This is a genomic window from Bacteroides sp. MSB163, from assembly GCF_036416795.1.
Taxonomy (GTDB): Bacteria; Bacteroidota; Bacteroidia; order Bacteroidales; family Bacteroidaceae; genus Bacteroides; species Bacteroides maternus.
Genome location: NZ_CP143867.1, coordinates 6138214 through 6157741 on the forward strand (window position 1 = coordinate 6138214; position 19528 = coordinate 6157741).

The window sequence follows — 19528 nt, forward strand, 5'->3', positions numbered from 1 at the left end:
ATTATTTCGATAAAAACTCTGTGATTACCTGCAAAGCTTCCGTCTTTGCCTTCTCCAAATCATCATTTACAATGATTTTATCGAACTTAGGGGCAAACGTCAGTTCATATTCCGCCTTGGCTACGCGGGCTTCTATCACTTCGGGAGCATCCGTTCCACGCCCTATCAGACGTTTACGAAGTTCCTCTACCGAAGGTGGCTGAATGAATACTGACAGAGCACGGTCGCCATAATACTTCTTTATATTGCAACCACCTACAACGTCCACATCAAAAACCACATTTTGCCCGGCAGTCAACTGAGCTTCTACCTGAGACTTCAATGTACCGTAATAACGGTCTTTGTACACTTCTTCATATTCCAGAAACTCGTCATTGGCAATGCGGGTACGAAATTCTTCGGGAGAAAGAAAGAAGTACTCCACTCCATGCTGTTCTGTTCCGCGTGGCGGACGACTGGTAGCGGAACAAGAAAAAGCCAGATTCAGGTTCTGCTCCAACAAATAGTTGATAATGGTTGATTTCCCGGACCCTGAAGGGGCTGAGAATATAATAAGTTTAGCCATATTGAAATTGGAATAGTAATTACATCACGTTCAATACCTGTTCTTTGATTTGCTCCAACTCATCCTTCATCTGCACTACAATCTTCTGCATTTCAGCATGATTGGACTTGCTTCCCAACGTATTGATTTCACGTCCCATTTCCTGGGCAATGAAACCCAACTTCTTACCTTGTCCGCTTCCATCCTCCATAGTATTGATGAAGTATTTCAAGTGGTTGCTCAGACGTTGTTTTTCTTCGTTGATATCCAGTTTCTCAATGTAGTAGATGAGTTCCTGCTCCAAACGGTTCTTGTCATAGTCCACACTGATGGTCTTTTCCAAAGCATCTGTAATGCGTTCTTTGATTTTCTCTACACGCTCTTTTTCGTACGGATCAACAGAAGCCAGCAACTTGGCAATATTTGAAATCTTTTCGCGGAATTTCTTCTCTAAAGCCGCGCCTTCCTGTATACGGAAATCAACCAGGTTCCGAATGGCCTGAAGCACAGTGGCATGCACAGCTTTCCATTCTTCCTCGCTCAGTTCCTGAATATCGTTCTTTGTCATCACATCCGGCATGCGGAGCAAAGTAGAGAACCAGTCTTCGGGTGCAGGGATACCGGTAGTTTCGGAGATAGTGCGAATCCGTTCGTAATACGCCACAACCACATCCTGATTAATGGGAGTAACCAGTTCACAGGCATCTTTTTTATCAATCCACAGACTGAAATCCACTTTACCACGTTCCAGTGCCTTAGCAATTTCGTTACGGATTTCTATTTCTTTTTCCCGGTAGAGGGGAGCGATGCGGGTTGACAGATCCATCGCTTTACTATTGAGCGATTTGATTTCTACATTGATTTTCTTATCGGACAGTTCAGCGGTCGCTTTACCGTATCCGGTCATGGATTGTATCATAAGATTCTTTAGTTTTCCGCAAAATTACATGAATATTTTCATTAGTGAAAATTATTCAAGAAATAAGTGATGTATTTATCGTTTACTCTTTACTCCAAATACGTGTGTTCAAGTTCAGTTCATCTACAATATCCAACAAGGATTGAAGCACTGCAAAGTCTGATTTAAGGATGCTCATATCGTTCAAAGAACTCCACACATCTGCTTCAAACCGGTTCTTTGAATCCGGAATGGCGACCAGAATCGTAGAATTCCGGAAACTGATGGTAACTCCTTTCTTGAAATTGCTATCCAACTTCAACATTCTTTCCATCATGGAAGGGGTAATCAGATAGCGGGCCTCAATCTGGTTCGTGGAAAAGACATCAAAAACTTTTTCAAAATCGGGATTTTCCATTTTCACTCTTGAAGCTCCCATCTTAACCTTAAACAAACTGTTCCGTAAGAGGGTCGTTTCTCCCTGAAATTCCTTATGAAAATCAGCAATGAAAAGAAATCCCTTGAAAATATCTTCCCAATAATACTGCACTCCATTCTTGGTAGAACGAGCCCTACGCTCTTCAGCATGTACTTCGGAACAAATAAAGCTGGTTTTATCCAGACATCCTTCTATCAGATCTTCGGCATGATAACGGTCGGGAGAAGTAAACAGTCCGCTATTTCTAAAAAGCTCCTCACCCACTCCGTCGTTCGGAGAATAGGTCGCATTCGGACAAAAAGCATGGATTATTTCATCTACCACTTCTTCTTTATAAAAAGAGGAGAATATTTTCGACTTATTATTGATACAAGTAATAAAAATGATTACAGAAATAACAACAATAACTATCGGTCCAAAGATCCCTTCCAATTTAAGTATTAACAAAGCAATCACTCCTACTACAAAAAAAATGGCAGCATAAGCCAAACCCTCTGAACGCCCTTTCCTCAGGAGTTCCTTACGCTTATTTTCCAGAACTTGCAATGTGGGGGCCAGCTTCTGCGCCAAAGAGTCAAAATCTACATAATCCATTGCCGGCTATTTTATGAATTGAACAAGTTCTTTACATCCGGAGTTACACGTTCCGCTTCCGGAATTGTCAGCACCGCTTTTCTTGTAAAGCCAAACATACCTGCCAACAGATTTATAGGGAAAGTCTGGACAGCATTATTGTAGTCGGTTACAGAAGCATTGTAAGTGCGGCGGGCAGCCGCCAACTGTTCTTCCGTTTCATTGAGCGAACGCTGCAATTGCAGGAAATTTTCAGAAGCTTTTAGTTCGGGATAGTTCTCCGCCACTGCAAAGAATTGAGTACGCACTTTAGAAAACATTTTGTCAAAGTCAGCCTTTTCGCTGTCATTAAGAGAAGTATAAGTCTTGTTGCGCATTTCCGTTATTGCAGCAAATGTATCCGCTTCATGCTTGGCATATTGCTGAACTGTTGCAACCAGATTGGGGATCAAATCGAAGCGACGTTTTAACATGACATCGATAGTGGAAAAAGCATTTTCTATCTGATTTCTCTTTCTCACCAATGAGTTGTACATCGAAATCACCACCAAAATAAAAAGTACAATAATAATAGCTACGATCATAATTACAGATACAACGACCTCCTTGTGCCGGTTATTTTATGTTAACGAATTCAGTATTTATTCCTAAAATCAGATAGCAAAGATAGAAATAATCTAAAAACCTGCCAATTATGCCATAAGAAAGATACCGAACCCTTTTTGGATTCGCTTGTGTATCTGAAAATAAACCTGTAAATTTGCCACAATTAAACTAACAAAAGACTATGTCGTGTATCTTGCATATTGAAACGTCCACCTCGACATGCTCCGTTGCTGTGAGTGAAGATGGACAAAATGTATTTAACAAAGAAGACCTGAACGGCCCGTCTCATGCCGCTTTGCTAGGAGTTTTTATAGACGAAGCTCTGTCGTTTGCCGACAGTCACGCCATGCCGATTGATGCAGTGGCGGTGAGTTGCGGACCGGGTTCTTACACCGGACTACGTATCGGCGTATCTATGGCAAAAGGAGTTTGTTACGGACGCAATATTCCGCTGATCGGTCTTCCGACATTGAAAGTACAATGCGTGCCAGTATTGCTTTATCATGATGAATTGCCCGAAGACGCATTGCTATGCCCGATGATCAACGCACGCCGCATGGAAGTATATGCCGCCATCTACGACCGTGCCTTAAAACCTGTGCGCGATATAGCCGCTGACATTGTAGACGAAAACTCTTATACGGAATTTCTGGATCAACATCCTGTTTATTTCTTTGGAGACGGAGCTGCCAAGTGCAAAGATAAAATAACTCATCCCAATGCGCACTTCATTGACGATATTCGTCCGTTGGCAAAGATGATGTTCCCACTTGCAGAAAAAGCAATAGCCGAAAACGACTTTAAAGATGTAGCTTATTTTGAACCATTCTATCTGAAAGAGTTTGTAGCTTCCCAACCGAAAAAACTTTTATAATATATGCAATATAACACTCAACAAAAGCGGATGCCTTTGCCGGAATACGGACGCAGCATCCAAAACATGGTTGACCACGCGTTAACAATCAAAGATCGCACCGAACGCCAACGTTGCGCAAACACCATTATCAACATTATGGGTAATATGTTCCCGCATCTGCGTGATGTACCTGATTTTAAACATAAACTATGGGATCATCTGGCTATCATGTCCGACTTCAGACTGGATATCGATTACCCGTATGAAATTATCCGCAAAGATAATTTGAATACCCGTCCGGAGGTGATCCCCTATCCCAGTACAAAAATCCGTTACCGCCACTACGGCCGTACACTGGAAGTATTGATAAAGAAAGCAATTGACTTCCCCGAAGGAGATGAAAAGCAGAATCTGATTGCTCTGATCTGCAATCACATGAAGAAAGACTACATGACCTGGAACAAGGATACGGTAGACGACCGCAAGATTGCAGAAGATCTTAATGAATATTCGGGTGGCAAATTGCAGATGACGGATGACATCATCAAACTGATGGCTGAACGTATTAATCAGAACTACCGTCCGAAAATGAACAATCAGAATAACCGGAGAGATAATCGAAATAATAAGAGAAAGTACTAATAGATTTATGATTTCAGATTTATGATTTATAAGCGGTATATCTGTTCATAAATCTGAAATCATAAATCATAAATCATAAATCCCAATGGCATCATTCGTAATTGAAGGAGGACACAGATTATCCGGCGAGATTCATCCGCAAGGCGCAAAAAACGAGGTATTGCAGATTATCTGCGCCACGCTGCTGACAGCCGAAGAGGTGACCGTACATAACATTCCGGACATACTGGACGTCAACAATCTCATTCAATTGATGCGTGACATGGGCGTTACAGTATCCAGAAAAGGGCTTGATACATATTGTTTCAAAGCTGAAAAGCTGGATTTGAGTTATCTGGAAAGTGATAAATTCCTGAAGAAATGTTCCAGTTTGCGAGGTTCGGTTATGTTAATCGGCCCAATGGTGGCACGCTTCCATAAAGCGATGATATCAAAACCGGGTGGGGACAAGATAGGTCGCAGACGTCTGGATACTCACTTTATCGGTATACAGAACCTGGGTGCAGATTTCTCGTACAATGCAGAACGCGAAGCGTATGAGATTTCAGCTTGCAAACTGAAAGGCACCTACATGTTGCTGGACGAAGCTTCGGTAACCGGAACTGCCAACATCGTGATGGCAGCGGTACTAGCCAAAGGAACAACCACTATTTATAATGCCGCCTGCGAACCGTATCTGCAACAACTTTGCAAAATGCTGAACCGCATGGGCGCCAAGATACAAGGCATCGCCTCCAATCTGCTGACCATTGAAGGAGTGGACGAACTGCACGGTACCGAACATACGATACTTCCCGATATGATCGAAGTCGGCAGTTTTATCGGTATGGCAGCCATGACGCAAAGTGAGCTCACCATCAAGAATGTTTCTTATGAAAACCTGGGCATCATCCCTGAAAGTTTCCGCCGTCTGGGCATCAAACTGGAACAACGGGGAGACGATATCTATGTTCCTGCACAGGAAACGTATCAGATAGAGTCGTTCATGGACGGTTCCATCATGACCATTGCCGATGCTCCCTGGCCGGGACTGACGCCGGACTTGCTGAGTGTAATGCTCGTAGTTGCCACTCAGGCAAAAGGCAGCGTGCTTATCCATCAGAAGATGTTCGAGAGCCGCCTGTTCTTTGTGGATAAACTGATAGATATGGGAGCACAGATTATTCTTTGTGACCCTCACCGTGCCGTCGTCATTGGCCATAACCATGCCATGCGTCTGCGAGGCGGGAATATGACTTCACCTGATATTCGTGCCGGCATTGCATTGCTGATTGCCGCCATGAGTGCGGAAGGAAGCAGTCGCATCCACAACATTGAACAAATAGACCGGGGGTATCAAGACATCGAAAGACGCCTGAACGCTATCGGAGCAAGAATTACGAGAATATGATATGGGATGATGGAAGATGATTAAGAATGGTAGGATGATAAGATGATAAAAAGAGAAGATATATATAAGATAGGAGTATTCAACAAACCGCACGGCATTCACGGCGAGTTGTCATTCACGTTCAGCGATGACATTTTTGACCGGGTGGAAGCTGAATACCTAATCTGCCTGTTGGATGGTATTTTCGTACCTTTCTTCCTGGAAGAATACCGTTTCCGTTCCGACTCCACTGCATTGGTAAAGCTGGAAGGAGTAGATACGGCAGAACGTGCACGGATGTTCACCAACGTGGAAGTTTATTTTCCTGCCAAACATGCCGAAGATGCCGGACCGGGAGAACTGACCTGGGATTTCTTCGTAGGTTTCCGCGTAGAAGAAGTTAACCACGGAGACTTAGGAGAAGTGACAGAGGTGGATACTGCAACCATCAACACCTTGTTTGTAGTGGATCATCAGGGAGAAGAGTTACTGATTCCTGCACAAGAAGAATTCATCCTGAACATTGACCAAAAGCACAAAGTAATCACAATGGATTTACCCGAAGGATTGCTGGCTTTGGATGAAACAGAGGAAGTGTAATATGAGTGATAAAGCGATAGGGCGATAAAGTGATAAACGCATATGGTGAAAAAGAAACGACATAAAGCATTCTGGAGTAATATCAAATTCAAATATAAGCTGACTATCATCAACGAGAATACACTCGAAGAAGTAGTCGGTCTCCGTGTATCCAAGTTAAACGGCATCTCGGTATTACTTTCTGTGCTGACTGTTTTGTTTTTGGTTGCCTCAGTTATCATTGCTTTCACTCCGTTGCGTAACTACTTACCGGGATATATGAACAGTGAAATCCGTGCCCAAGTGGTAGAGAATGCTTTACGAGTAGATTCACTTCAACAGTTGGTAGATCGCCAGAATTTGTATATCATGAATATACAGGATATTTTCAGTGGAACCATACGGGTAGATACTGTGCACAATATGGACTCACTGACTACCGTACGCGAAGACTCGTTGATGGAACGCACACAGCGGGAAGCGGAGTTCCGGAAACAATATGAAGAAACAGAAAAGTATAATCTGACAAGCATTACAGCCCGCCCGGACATAGAAGGATTGATATTTTATCGTCCCACGCGAGGGATGATCACAGAAAAATTTGATGCTGACAGAAAACATTACGGTACAGATATCGCCGCCAATCCCGGAGAGAGCGTACTTGCTACGCTGGATGGTACAGTTATCTTGAGTACTTATACGGCCGAAACAGGGTATGTGATAGAAGTACAACATAATCAAGACTTTATATCCGTATATAAGCATTGCAGTTCCTTATTGAAACGTGAAGGAGACACTGTACAGGCCGGAGAGGCTATTGCTTTGGTAGGAAACAGCGGACAACTGACAACCGGTCCTCACCTGCACTTTGAGTTATGGCACAAAGGACGGGCGGTGAATCCGGAACAATATATTGTATTTTAAGTGATAGATAAATGAAAAAACAAATTGCTATACTCGGTTCTACCGGCTCCATAGGTACGCAGGCATTACAGGTGATTGAAGAACAATCCGACCAGTACGAAGCGTATGTGCTGACCGCCAATAACCGTGTAGAAGAACTCATTGCCCAGGCTCGGAAATTCAAGCCTGAAGCGGTAGTTATAGCCAACGAAACGAAATATGCCCAACTGAAAGAAGCCCTCGCCGACCTGCCTATCAAAGTATATGCAGGAACGGATGCTATCTGCCAGATTGTGGAAGACTCGGAAATTGACATCGTACTGACTGCAATGGTAGGTTATGCCGGACTGAAACCAACCATGAATGCTATTCGTGCCCGTAAACCTATCGCTCTTGCCAACAAGGAGACGCTTGTTGTGGCAGGTGAGCTGATTAACGATATGGCACGCCTATCCGGTACACCTATATTACCGGTAGATTCCGAACATTCAGCTGTTTTCCAATGTTTAGCGGGAGAGCTCGGCAATCCGATAGAGAAGGTGATCCTTACGGCATCCGGTGGCCCGTTCCGCAATTGCACAATGGAACAACTGGCTACGGTAACCAAAGCCCAAGCCTTGAAACACCCTAATTGGGATATGGGAGCGAAGATCACGATTGATTCCGCTTCAATGATGAACAAAGGGTTCGAGGTGATAGAAGCAAAATGGTTATTCGGTGTTCGTCCGGATCAGATTGAAGTGGTAGTACATCCGCAATCTATTATACATTCGATGGTGCAGTTTGAAGACGGTGCAGTAAAGGCACAATTGGGTATGCCGGATATGCGTCTGCCTATTCAGTATGCATTCTCTTATCCGCAACGCCTGAAGGCTTCATTTCCCCGGTTAGATTTCAAGATGTGCACAAACCTGACATTCGAACAACCGGATACCACCCGTTTCCGTAATCTGGCTTTGGCTTACGAAGCTTTGCATAAAGGCGGAAATATGCCTTGTATCGTGAATGCAGCCAATGAAGTGGTAGTTGCCGCTTTCCTGCGGGATGAGATTTCATTCCTCGGCATGAGTGACGTGATAGAGAAAGCAATGTCCACCGTATCATTTGTGGCAAAACCGGAATATGAAGACTATGTAGCTACGGATGCGATGACACGCCGTATTGCACAAGAGTTGATAAAATAAATCGTACAGGTATAAATAGAGAATCTCAATCCCCCTCTTCCCTGAAGGAGGAGAATAAGAATAGTAAAGATAATAGTAGTTAATAGTAAAATAGAAAAATTATTAGATGGAAACATTTTTGATTCGTGCCCTGCAACTCATTATGAGCCTTTCGTTGCTCGTTATCGTTCATGAGGGAGGGCACTTCCTCTTCGCCCGCCTTTTCAAGACACGGGTAGAAAAGTTTTGTTTGTTCTTCGACCCTTGGTTTACCCTGTTCAAGTTCAAGCCGAAAAATAGTGATACGGAATATGGTATTGGTTGGCTACCGTTAGGTGGTTATGTAAAGATAGCAGGTATGATAGATGAGTCTATGGATACCGAACAGATGCAACAGCCAATGCAACCGTGGGAGTTCCGGGCCAAACCGGCATGGCAACGGTTGTTAATCATGATAGGTGGTGTATTGTTCAATTTCATATTGGCATTATTCATCTATTCTATGATACTTTTTACTTGGGGAGATGAATATGTACCGGTACAAAAAGCTCCGTTGGGTATGGAATTCAACGAAACAGCAAAAGCTATCGGTTTCCGTGACGGTGACGTACTTATATCTGCTGATGGTGTACCCTTTGAACGTTACGGTGGTGATATGCTGACAAGCGTTGTCGATGCCCGCCAAGTAACAGTACGCCGTGATGGGCAAGAAGTATCCGTTTATATTCCTGAGAATTTTATGGAGCGTTTGCTGGCAGACAGTGTACGTTTTGCCTCATTCCGCTATCCATATGTTATTGATAGTATTTGTGCCAACCGTCCTGCTGCCCTTGCCGGCCTGCAAGCGGGTGACAGCATTATGCAATTGGACGGAAAGAACATTGCTTATTTCGATTTCAAAGAAGAGATGTTACGCCGTCAGAAAGCGGATTCGGCTTCTCATAATATCACATTGACTTATGCACGTGCCGGAGTGATAGATACTATAACTTTTGCTACAGATTCAATTTATGAGATAGGTGTAGTAGTACGTACGGCAACCAATCAGTTACTGCCGGTTGTAAAGAAAGAATATAGTTTTCTGGCCTCTTTCCCCGCTGGTGCAGCATTGGGAGTACAAACTCTGAAAGGCTATGTAGGACAGATGAAATATCTCTTCTCTAAAGAAGGCGCCAAGCAATTGGGTGGCTTCGGAACTATCGGAAGCATCTTCCCTGCTACATGGGATTGGCATCAGTTCTGGTACATGACGGCATTCCTTTCTATTATCCTCGCCTTCATGAATATTTTGCCTATTCCGGCACTGGACGGCGGACACGTACTGTTTCTTATTTATGAGATTGTGGCTCGTCGCAAACCAAGTGATAAGTTTATGGAACGTGCACAAATGGTGGGTATGTTCCTGCTATTCGGATTGCTGCTTTGGGCAAACTTTAATGATATTCTGCGGTTCCTGTTCTAACGTAGGTTCTACTTTATAAAAACAGATGGTCTGTTTATGCCAAACGGACTATCTGCTTAAAACAAATAGACCATCTATTCGAAGTGAGTAGATGGTCTATTTATTATATGAAATATCTATCGTATTTTCTTACACTAAGTGTCCGATCCACTCTTCACGATCTCCCGGCAAAAGATCAATAACCGGAACCTCTACCATAGTGTAACAACCAGGTTGTTGACGCATGGAAGCGCGAGCTACACAAACCAATACCTGAGCAGTAAGTGCAGGATTATTAATACGCATATTGAACTCAAACAATTGATTCTGAGTTTTACCGGAAACTCCTTTACGAGTGAGGTTTACACCATGTCCCATGTCAAGCAAAGCATCTACGCTGGGAACTAATTTCACATGTGTCTCGTCATTCACAAAGTATGGATCTGCTTTGATGGCAGCAGACACTTTATCAAATTCATAACCGTCTTTCAATTCGATATAAACCATGCGGCGGTGAATTCCTGTTCCAGTAGGAATAGTCATGGAAAGAGCAGCCTTTACACCATCAATAGCTTTTACAGCTACTGTATGTCCCATACTCATTCCCGGACCAAAGTTTGTATAAGTAATTCCTTTCGGAGCAATAGCTTCCAACAGGGTACGTACGATAGAGTCGCTTCCCGGGTCCCAACCTGCAGAAATAATAGAAACTGCTTTATGTTCTTTTGCAGAAGCAGACAGCGTGCGACGCAAATCGACAATACCGGTATGGATATCGAAACTGTCAACCGTATTAATGCCAAGTGCAAGGATTTCTTTAGCATAATTCTCTACACTGCGGGTTGGCGTGCAAAGAATTGCAACATCAACACCTTCCAATTCCTTAATATTCTTTACAACAGGGTATTCACTCAGTTCTGCGGGACGGTTTTCAGCTCCAGCGCGGCGTACTACACCGGCAATTTCAAAGTCGGGAGCCGCTTGCAACGCTTCGAGCACGTATTGCCCGATATTGCCATAGCCAACAATGGCTGCTCTTACTTTTTTCATTCTTTTATTGAATTTATTTATCAGTTTTCTATTTTATCGGCACAAAAGTAATCATTTTCATTCAATTTAACCACAAAACAATTCAGTGTTCCACAGAGTTTTTTCTTTATTAACAAGATGAAAGAGCTACGAGTGACAAGCTACGAGCTACAAGTGGCTGCGCTATTATGCCGAAAGGGAACTCGTAGCTCTTCCACACAATATTCTTCGCGCGCATGCGTTATAGTAAGTATTATGATAGAATACATTAGAGGCGGACTTGCCGAGCTCAGCCCGGCAACCGCAGTTATCGACTGTAACGGATTGGGATATGCCGTTAATATTTCATTAAATACGTATGCTGCCATCCAAGGCAAAAAAGAGTGTAAACTGTATATCTACGAGGCTATACGTGAGGATGCATACATCCTTTACGGCTTTGCAGATAAACAAGAGCGTGAATTATTCTTGTTACTGATTTCCGTTTCGGGCATTGGCGGTAATACTGCACGAATGATACTTTCAGCACTTTCACCAGCCGAACTTGTGAATGTTATCAGTACTGAAAACGCCAATTTACTGAAGACAGTGAAAGGTATCGGACTAAAAACAGCCCAACGGGTGATTGTAGATTTGAAAGATAAAATCAAGACAGGTGCTGCAACCGCAGGAAGTTCGATAGGAAGCCTTGGCGGAATGCTATCTGCCACTAATGCACAGGTGCAGGAAGAAGCTATTGCAGCATTGACTATGTTGGGATTTGCACAGGCACCATCACAAAAGGTAGTTTTGGCAATATTGAAAGAAGAGCCGGATGTACCGGTGGAACAAGTTATTAAGTTGGCGCTGAAAAGACTTTAACAATTGACAATTGACAGTTGACAATTACCATTCGGAACGATTGTTTAAACCTAATATAGCGCAGCCTAATTGTCAATTGTCAACTGTCAATTAAACACATTATGAAGTCTCCTCGTATACGACATATCATCTGGTTATTGCTGCTATGGCTCATGCCTAGCAGCTTTGTCGTTATGGGGCAGAATGTAAATGGGAAAAATACACAAGAAACGGAAGCGGAAAACATACAAGATGCAATAGCTCCGCGATATTCCGTTCGCAAGACCGTGCCGGGTACACTAAAAGACCTTTCTCCCCACCCTGCCGACTTGCAATCACCTATGAACCTGCGAACCGAGGCAGAATATGATGCAAAAACAGACAGGTACTACATACGCACAAAATTAGGGAATACCGAAATCGGTGTACCGATGATACTAACCCCCGAAGAATATCTGGATTGGACGTTGAAACAATCCATGCAATCTTATTACCGCCAAAAGAACGGAGAACAAATCGGCAAAGGAAAAGAAGCTTTCGACTTTATGGATATGAAGTTCAACCTTGGACCGGCAGAGAAGTTGTTCGGCCCCGGTGGGGTACAAATACGTACACAAGGTAATGCAGAACTCAGCTTCGGCATGACATACAAAAACATAAAGAATCCCTCACTTCCGGAAAGTCAACGCAAAACACTTGGTTTTGACTTTGACGAGAAAATTAATATCAACGTCAATGGTAAGGTAGGTGACAAGGTGAATATGAACATGAACTACAACACTGATGCTACCTTTGATTTTGACACCAAACGGCTGAAACTGAAATATGAGGGAAAAGAAGATGAGATCATCAAACTGATTGAAGCCGGTAATGTGAGCATGTCCACCAATAACTCACTAATACGCGGAGCATCCGCACTGTTCGGCATTCGTACAGACCTGCAATTTGGCAAACTAAAGCTACAGGCTGTTATCAGCCAGCAAGAGAGTGAAGCCAAAACAGTGACCAGCCGCGGCGGTGCACAAACCACTACTTTCGACTTCTCAGCAGACAATTACGAAGGAAACCGACACTTTTTCCTTGCCCATTATTTTCGGGATGTCTATGACAAAAACCTGGCACAGCTTCCGAATATCCTTTCGGGAATCACAATTAACAGGATCGAAGTATGGGTAACCAACAAACGAAATAACTATGATAATCCGCGAAACATCGTAGCACTAACTGATCTTGGAGAAGCCTTTCACATAGGCAACACTACCGCCTGGAGCGGAGTGGGCAACCCGGCCAACCCCAGTTCAAACGTCAACGCTCCCGCCAATAGCGCCAATAACCTCTATGCGAAAATGATTAGCAGTTATGCAGCCGCACGCGATATCAGCCAGGTAAGTAATGTCATGAGTACAATCCCCGGATCCGAACCCGGCATGGATTACGAAAAAATAGAAAGTGCCCGTCTGCTCACTTCCTCAGAATACACACTGAACAGTAAACTGGGTTACATCTCACTGAAGCAAACCCTTCAACCGGACGAAGTACTGGCAGTCGCTTTTGAATACACACTCGGTGGACGAAGTTATCAGGTAGGTGAGTTTTCTTCAGACATCAAGGAGACCGGACAAAGTTTGTTCGTAAAATTACTGAAGAACACGGCAAACTCCCCGGACGCAGCCTGCTGGGATCTGATGATGAAGAACGTCTACAGTCTCAATGCCTACTCCGTGCAGAAAGAGAAATTCCAGTTGAATATCACTTACCAAAGCGATACAACAGGCGTATATCTACGCTATATCCCGGAAGGAAAGATTGCCAAAACACCCCTGTTGCGTGTCATGAACCTCGACCGCCTTAATAGCCAGAACCAAACAGGTGCGGACGGTTTCTTCGACTTTGTCGAAGGCTATACGGTGACAGCATCGGACGGACGTATCTACTTTCCTGTAGTAGAACCTTTCGGCAGCCACCTGCGCAAAGCCATCGGGAATGATGCACTGGCGGACAAATATGTGTTTCAGGAACTGTACGACTCCACCCGCACCGTAGCGCAACAAACAGCTGAAAAGAATAAATTCCGGCTAACAGGTGAATACCGTGCCTCCAATGCCAATGAAATACGGTTAGGAGCTATGAATATTCCACAAGGCTCAGTACGGGTAACGGCAGGAGGCATGACACTGGTAGAAAACTCGGACTATACAGTAGACTACACATTGGGAGTAGTTACCATTCTCAACCAAAGCATCATTGACGCCGGCACAGCCATCAGCGTAAATCTGGAAAGTAATACGCTCTACAGCATGCAACGCAAAACGATGATGGGCCTAAACTTCACCTACGATTTCTCACAGAACTTCTCTTTCGGAGGAAGCATCATGCACCTCAGCGAGAAACCGCTGACGAGCAAAGTGGCAATGGGTGACGAACCTCTCTCCAATACATTGTGGGGAGTGAATGCTTCATGGAAAAAAGAGAGCCAGTGGCTGACAAACATGCTGGACAAACTACCGTTCGTCACCGCAACCGCCCCCAGCAGCATCAATCTCGGTGTGGAATTCGCCCATCTCATTCCGGGACATGCCAAAGGACTGCAACAAAACGCTTCGTACATCGACGATTTCGAAAGCACGCAAAGTGGTATCGACCTTCGCCAGCCCTCATACTGGATGTTGGCAAGCACCCCCTCTCCCCTCTTTCCCGAAGCAACCCGCAGCAATGATATCAATTATGGAAAGAACCGGGCACTGCTGGCATGGTACCATATTGACGGACTTTTCACCCGCCGTAACTCTTCATTGACACCTACACACATCAAAAACGACCTCAACCAGCTCAGCAACCACTATGTACGTGAGGTCTATGAGCAGGAACTGTTTCCGAATAAAGAAACTCCCTATCAGGAATCGGCTTCCATGAACGTGCTGAACCTAGCCTATTATCCACAGGAACGAGGGCCGTATAATCTGGATACAGACCTGAATTCCGACGGTACTCTGCAAAATCCGGAGAATCGCTGGGGAGGCATGATGCGTAAACTGGATACCAGTGATTTTGAAGCGGCAAACATTGAATACGTCACGTTTTGGTTGCTCGACCCCTTCATCTATGGAGAGGGGGGTAGTAATCCTGCGGGGGTGCAGGAGCATAACCCTGCAGGGGTGCAGGAGCGTAACCCTGCGGGGAACTCTTCCAAAGGCACTCTCTACATCAACCTCGGCGAAGTATCCGAAGACATCCTCAAAGATGGCAAGAAGTTCTTTGAAAACGGTCTGCCCATTGATGGAGATGCCACAAAGACCGAAGAAACTGTTTGGGGGCGTGTTCCCCGCGACCGCAGTGTGGTATATGCCTTTGATAATGCAGCCGGTGCACGCCGTAGACAAGATGTCGGACTGAACGGGCTCTCTACTGAAGACGAACGCACCTTCTCCACTTATCAGAAATATCTGACAGACATACAAGGCAAAGTGGATGCCTCCACTTACGAAAAATTCTACAACGATCCGGCAGGCGACAATTATCACTATTTCCGTGGCTCGGACTATGACCGTGAAGAGCGTAGCATTCTGGAGCGTTATAAATACTATAACAATACCGAAGGGAACTCCACCGCCAGTGAAGATTCTCCGGAACGATACGATATATCTTCAAAAACCGTGCCCGATGTAGAGGATATCAATCAGGACAATACACTGAACGAGACTGAGAAGTATTTCCAATATCGCATCAATCTGACACCTGCCGACCTGAAAGTAGGGCAGAATTACATCACGGATAAACGAACCGCCAGTGTCCGCCTGCGCAACGGACAAACGGAAGAAGTGACCTGGTATCAGTTCAAAGTTCCCGTACGCAGTGGTGAGGCTGTGGGAAACATCAAAGACTTCAAATCCATCCGCTTCATGCGCATGTTCCTGACCGGGTTTGAGAAACCCATCGTGCTGCGTTTTGCCACCCTGGAGTTGGTACGCGGCGAATGGCGCACCTATACCGATGCACTGAGCAATACACAGCAAGGCACTTCTACCACCAGTTCTGCTGCACTGGACGTTTCTGCCGTCAATATCGAAGAAAATGGAGACCGTACTCCGGTGAACTATGTAATGCCTCCGGGTATCTCCCGTGTCATCGATCCGGGACAACCGCAACTTCGCCAGCAGAACGAGCAAGCCATGAGCCTGAAGCTGGAAAAATTGGCTCCGGGTGATGCCCGTGCCGTCTACAAGAATACGGGTATGGACATGCGGCAATACCGCCGGCTGCAAATGTTTGCTCATGCCGAAGCTCTGCCCGATCTCTCCACAGATCCGCAGAACGGAGAACTTTCCGTATTCATCCGCCTCGGATCAGATTACCGCAGCAACTATTATGAATACGAAATCCCCCTCACACTCACTCCGCACGGAGAATACAACGGAAGTACCGTTGCCGGTTGCCTTGCCGTCTGGCCCAAAGACAACAATCTGGACATTGACCTCAGTGTGCTTACTAATGTCAAGAAAGCCCGTAATCGCTTGAAGAATATCTCGAACAGTGGTGTCAGCTATGCTAAAGTGTATTCGGAATACGATCCGGATAAACCCTCCAATAAGATAAGCGTGATTGGTAATCCTTCACTGGCAGAGGTCAAGACAATGATGATTGGTGTGAGAAACAACTCACGCACCGTCAAATCGGCAGAGGTCTGGGTGAACGAACTGCGCCTGACCGAATTCAACGAAGACGGCGGCTGGGCCGCACAAGGCAATCTCAACTTACAGCTTTCCGATATCGGCAGTATCAACCTGGCCGGTCACGTGGAAACAGCCGGTTTCGGCGGACTGGAACAGAGCGTCAGCGAGCGCCGGCTGGACGACTATTATCAGTATAGTTTCACCACTACATTCGATCTGGGACGCTTCTTTCCTAAAAAAGCTAAATTGACCGCTCCTATTTACTTCTCTTACTCCAAGGAGGCCACTACGCCAAAGTACAATCCCCTGGATAAAGATATGTTGCTGGATGACGCCCTGGATGCCTGTACCACCGATTGGGAACGAGACTCGCTGATGAATATCGCCCGTGAAATTACAACCTACCGCAATTTCAGCCTCAGCAATGCACGACTGGGTATTACAAGTAAAAACCCCATGCCATACGATCCGGGAAACTTTACTTTCAGCTATTCCCGTTCCCTCCGCCACAACCAGGGTAGCACCACAGCTTACGAAAACGAAACAGACTGGCGCGCTGCGATGACTTATAATTATGCTCCTGTCTATCGTCCGTGGGAACCTTTCAAAGCTATGGAAAGCAAATCTCCGTGGATGCGTTTCATCAAAGAGCTCAACCTGAACTGGCTACCCCAAAGCGTCTCGTTCAATACCGATATGACGCGTCACTATTACGAACTTCAACTCCGCGACCTGGAAGCACTGACCGCCGGAAACAGTTCCGCCGGTAGCGGAGATATCAGTATCGAAGGTATCCCCATCTCCGTCGCTAAAGAATTCCTCTGGAACCGTGACTTCGCCCTGCGCTGGGACCTGACAAAGAACCTGAAACTGAACTTTACCTCCGCTACCCACGCCGAGATTGAAGAACCTTACGGTGTAGTAAATAAAGACCTTTATCCCGATGAATACTCAGCCTGGAAAGATACAGTACGCCGCAGCCTGTTCTCGCTCGGCCGTCCTATTGATTTCCAGCAGACATTCAATGCCACTTATAAGCTCCCATTCGACAAGTTCCCCGCTACCGACTGGATCAGTGCCGACCTTCGTTTCACCTCTTCTTACAACTGGGACCGGGGCGTTTCCCTTTCCGATGGCGTAGAAATGGGCAATACTGTCAGCAATCAGCGCAGCATCGACGTAAACTCGCGTTTCAATCTCGAAGCACTCTATAACAAGGTACCTTATTTAAAGAAAGTAAACCGCCGCTTTTCCGCTTCCTATCGTAAACCCGCCTCACCCAAAGAACAAAAGCCCCGTCGCTTCGACAAGGAAGTACAATTGCGCGCGGACACTACGGTTACCATTCAGCACGGCATGAACTCCCGTCGTCCCAGAGTCACCGCTCTCACAGTGGACGGACGTCGTTATCCCGTACGTTATAAGGTTATAAACGCTAATTCACTACGTATTGATACGCAAGACACGGCACGCGTAAAGCTCACTGTAATCCCCGGTCCTGATCCGGAAGATGGTTGGTGGTATAAATTCGGCCAGCATGCCGCCCGCATTGCCATGAGCGTACGTAATTTCAGCTTTACCTACAAAAATACGTATGCCATGACCCTTCCCGGTTTCCGTCCTGAAGTCGGTGACATGTTCGGCCAGAAGAAACACGGAGGCTTCCTTGCTCCGGGAATGGACTTTGCATTCGGTTTCACCGGAGACGGCTATATCGACCGTGCCTTGCAAAACGAATGGCTCATCTGCAACGACTCCGTTGTCAGCCCCGCCAGCAGCAATGCCCTTGAAGATCTCCAATTGCGCATCTCCCTTGAACCGATACGCGACCTCAAAATAGACCTTACCGCCAATCGTACCCGAAACCGCAGCCGCGAAATACAATATATGTTCGAAGGTATGCCGGATACCCGCAGTGGTAACTTCTCTATGAGTATCATTTCTATCGGTAGCGCTTTCGAACGCCCCAGCGCCGGCGACGGTTACCATTCCGGTACATTCGAACGCTTCCGCCGCAACCTTGACGTTATCCGTGACCGTGTGGAATCCCAATTCCTCGGTGCACAATATCCGCGAGGCAGCGCCCTTGCCGGAAAGACATTCGATCCGGCAAACGGCACAATCAGTAAGCACTCACCGGATGTCATGATCCCTGCCTTCCTCGCCGCCTATACCGGAAGGAGCGCCCGGAACTCCGCCCTCGACTTCTTTCCCAGCCTGTTCTCCATGATGCCGAACTGGCGTATCACCTACACAGGACTTACCAAGATAGCATGGTTCAAAAAGAACTTCCGCAGTGTCAATCTGAATCATGCCTATCGCAGCACCTACAGCGTTGGCAGCTACAACACTTTCCAGAATTTCATGAGCTATATGGGTGATATAGGCTTTGTAGAAGACGTGCAATCAGGAAATCCTATCCCTTCATCGCGCTTTGACATCAGCATGGTATCCATTAACGAGCAATTCTCCCCCCTTATCGGTATGGATGCCACCCTCAAAAACGGACTTACCGCCAAAGTGGAATATAAAACCAGTCGTATATTAAACCTCAGCATGAGCGCTTGTCAACTGGTAGAAACCGCTTCCCGCGATTTCGTTATCGGCTTGGGATACAAGATTGTAAACTTCAACTTATTCAGTGGTCGGAATGTAAAAGACAGCAAGAATCGTGTCAGTCATGACCTTGCTCTCCGTGCAGATATTTCATTCCGCAACCAGTCCGCCCTCTGCCGGGACATCCAGCAAGGTTTTGCACAAGCTACCAATGGCAACAAAGCCCTAAAAATATCATGTTCGGCAGACTACACTCTGAGTCGCTTGTTAACCCTGCGCCTCTACTATGACCGCCAGCAAAATACCCCGTTAATATCCTCCAGTTCATATCCGGTAGTCAGTGCCGACTTTGGTTTCAGTATGAAATTCTCTCTCACGCGGTAAATAGACTCGACGATTAAGGAGCAATTCAAGGGAAAG

The 19528-nt window shown here is 45.5% G+C and carries 14 protein-coding genes; 9 read left to right on the forward strand and 5 right to left on the reverse strand.

Annotated features, from left to right (window positions below; genetic code table 11):
- Position 1: 1 nt before the first annotated feature.
- The 4 genes from gmk to VYM24_RS24160 form a co-directional block, all read right to left on the reverse strand.
- On the reverse strand, positions 2 to 565 hold the full coding sequence (gmk, locus tag VYM24_RS24145) for a guanylate kinase (protein WP_291550758.1): 564 nt from the start codon (positions 563 to 565) through the stop codon (positions 2 to 4).
- A gap of 19 nt (positions 566 to 584) precedes the next feature.
- Positions 585 to 1463, reverse strand: coding sequence for a YicC/YloC family endoribonuclease (locus tag VYM24_RS24150; protein WP_291550757.1), 879 nt, complete (start codon positions 1461 to 1463; stop codon positions 585 to 587).
- A gap of 82 nt (positions 1464 to 1545) precedes the next feature.
- A complete protein-coding gene (locus tag VYM24_RS24155) occupies positions 1546 to 2475 on the reverse strand; it encodes a DUF3137 domain-containing protein (RefSeq protein ID WP_291550755.1) in 930 nt (309 codons plus the stop codon).
- An 11-nt stretch (positions 2476 to 2486) separates the two neighbouring features.
- Positions 2487 to 3038: a LemA family protein gene (locus VYM24_RS24160; protein ID WP_291550753.1), complete on the reverse strand. Its 552-nt coding sequence runs from the start codon at positions 3036 to 3038 to the stop codon at positions 2487 to 2489.
- A 203-nt stretch (positions 3039 to 3241) separates the two neighbouring features.
- On the opposite strand from VYM24_RS24160, the gene tsaB reads away from it, so the two are divergent.
- From tsaB to rseP, 7 genes are all read left to right on the forward strand, one after another.
- The gene (gene tsaB, locus VYM24_RS24165; protein ID WP_330941081.1) at positions 3242 to 3934 is read left to right on the forward strand and encodes a tRNA (adenosine(37)-N6)-threonylcarbamoyltransferase complex dimerization subunit type 1 TsaB; all 693 of its coding nucleotides are present in this window, start codon (positions 3242 to 3244) and stop codon (positions 3932 to 3934) included.
- Positions 3935 to 3937: 3 nt separating this feature from the next.
- Positions 3938 to 4558, forward strand: a complete 621-nt coding sequence (locus VYM24_RS24170; RefSeq protein ID WP_291550749.1) for a DUF4290 domain-containing protein — start codon at positions 3938 to 3940, stop codon at positions 4556 to 4558.
- A gap of 85 nt (positions 4559 to 4643) precedes the next feature.
- Complete coding sequence (murA, locus tag VYM24_RS24175; RefSeq protein WP_299094131.1) at positions 4644 to 5948, forward strand: UDP-N-acetylglucosamine 1-carboxyvinyltransferase; 1305 nt, start codon at positions 4644 to 4646, stop codon at positions 5946 to 5948.
- A gap of 42 nt (positions 5949 to 5990) precedes the next feature.
- Positions 5991 to 6527 (forward strand): ribosome maturation factor RimM, encoded by a 537-nt coding sequence (gene rimM / locus VYM24_RS24180; RefSeq protein WP_299094130.1) that lies wholly within the window; start codon positions 5991 to 5993, stop codon positions 6525 to 6527.
- A 42-nt stretch (positions 6528 to 6569) separates the two neighbouring features.
- Positions 6570 to 7430, forward strand: a complete 861-nt coding sequence (locus VYM24_RS24185; protein ID WP_007667822.1) for a M23 family metallopeptidase — start codon at positions 6570 to 6572, stop codon at positions 7428 to 7430.
- Between the two features lie 11 nt (positions 7431 to 7441).
- Positions 7442 to 8593: a 1-deoxy-D-xylulose-5-phosphate reductoisomerase gene (locus VYM24_RS24190; RefSeq protein WP_291550743.1), complete on the forward strand. Its 1152-nt coding sequence runs from the start codon at positions 7442 to 7444 to the stop codon at positions 8591 to 8593.
- A gap of 106 nt (positions 8594 to 8699) precedes the next feature.
- Positions 8700 to 10034 carry an RIP metalloprotease RseP gene (gene rseP / locus VYM24_RS24195; RefSeq protein ID WP_291536257.1) on the forward strand — a complete coding sequence of 445 codons (1335 nt, stop codon included), beginning with the start codon at positions 8700 to 8702 and terminating at the stop codon, positions 10032 to 10034.
- 129 nt (positions 10035 to 10163) lie between these two features.
- On the opposite strand, the gene VYM24_RS24200 is transcribed toward rseP, so the two are convergent.
- Complete coding sequence (locus tag VYM24_RS24200) at positions 10164 to 11063, reverse strand: diaminopimelate dehydrogenase (RefSeq protein WP_291550742.1); 900 nt, start codon at positions 11061 to 11063, stop codon at positions 10164 to 10166.
- Positions 11064 to 11297: 234 nt separating this feature from the next.
- Here VYM24_RS24200 and ruvA point away from each other — a divergent pair, with 234 nt between their 5' ends.
- A complete protein-coding gene (gene ruvA / locus VYM24_RS24205; RefSeq protein WP_330941082.1) occupies positions 11298 to 11903 on the forward strand; it encodes a Holliday junction branch migration protein RuvA in 606 nt (201 codons plus the stop codon).
- 101 nt (positions 11904 to 12004) lie between these two features.
- Positions 12005 to 19492, forward strand: a complete 7488-nt coding sequence (gene sov / locus VYM24_RS24210; RefSeq protein WP_330941083.1) for a T9SS outer membrane translocon Sov/SprA — start codon at positions 12005 to 12007, stop codon at positions 19490 to 19492.
- Positions 19493 to 19528: the final 36 nt, after the last annotated feature.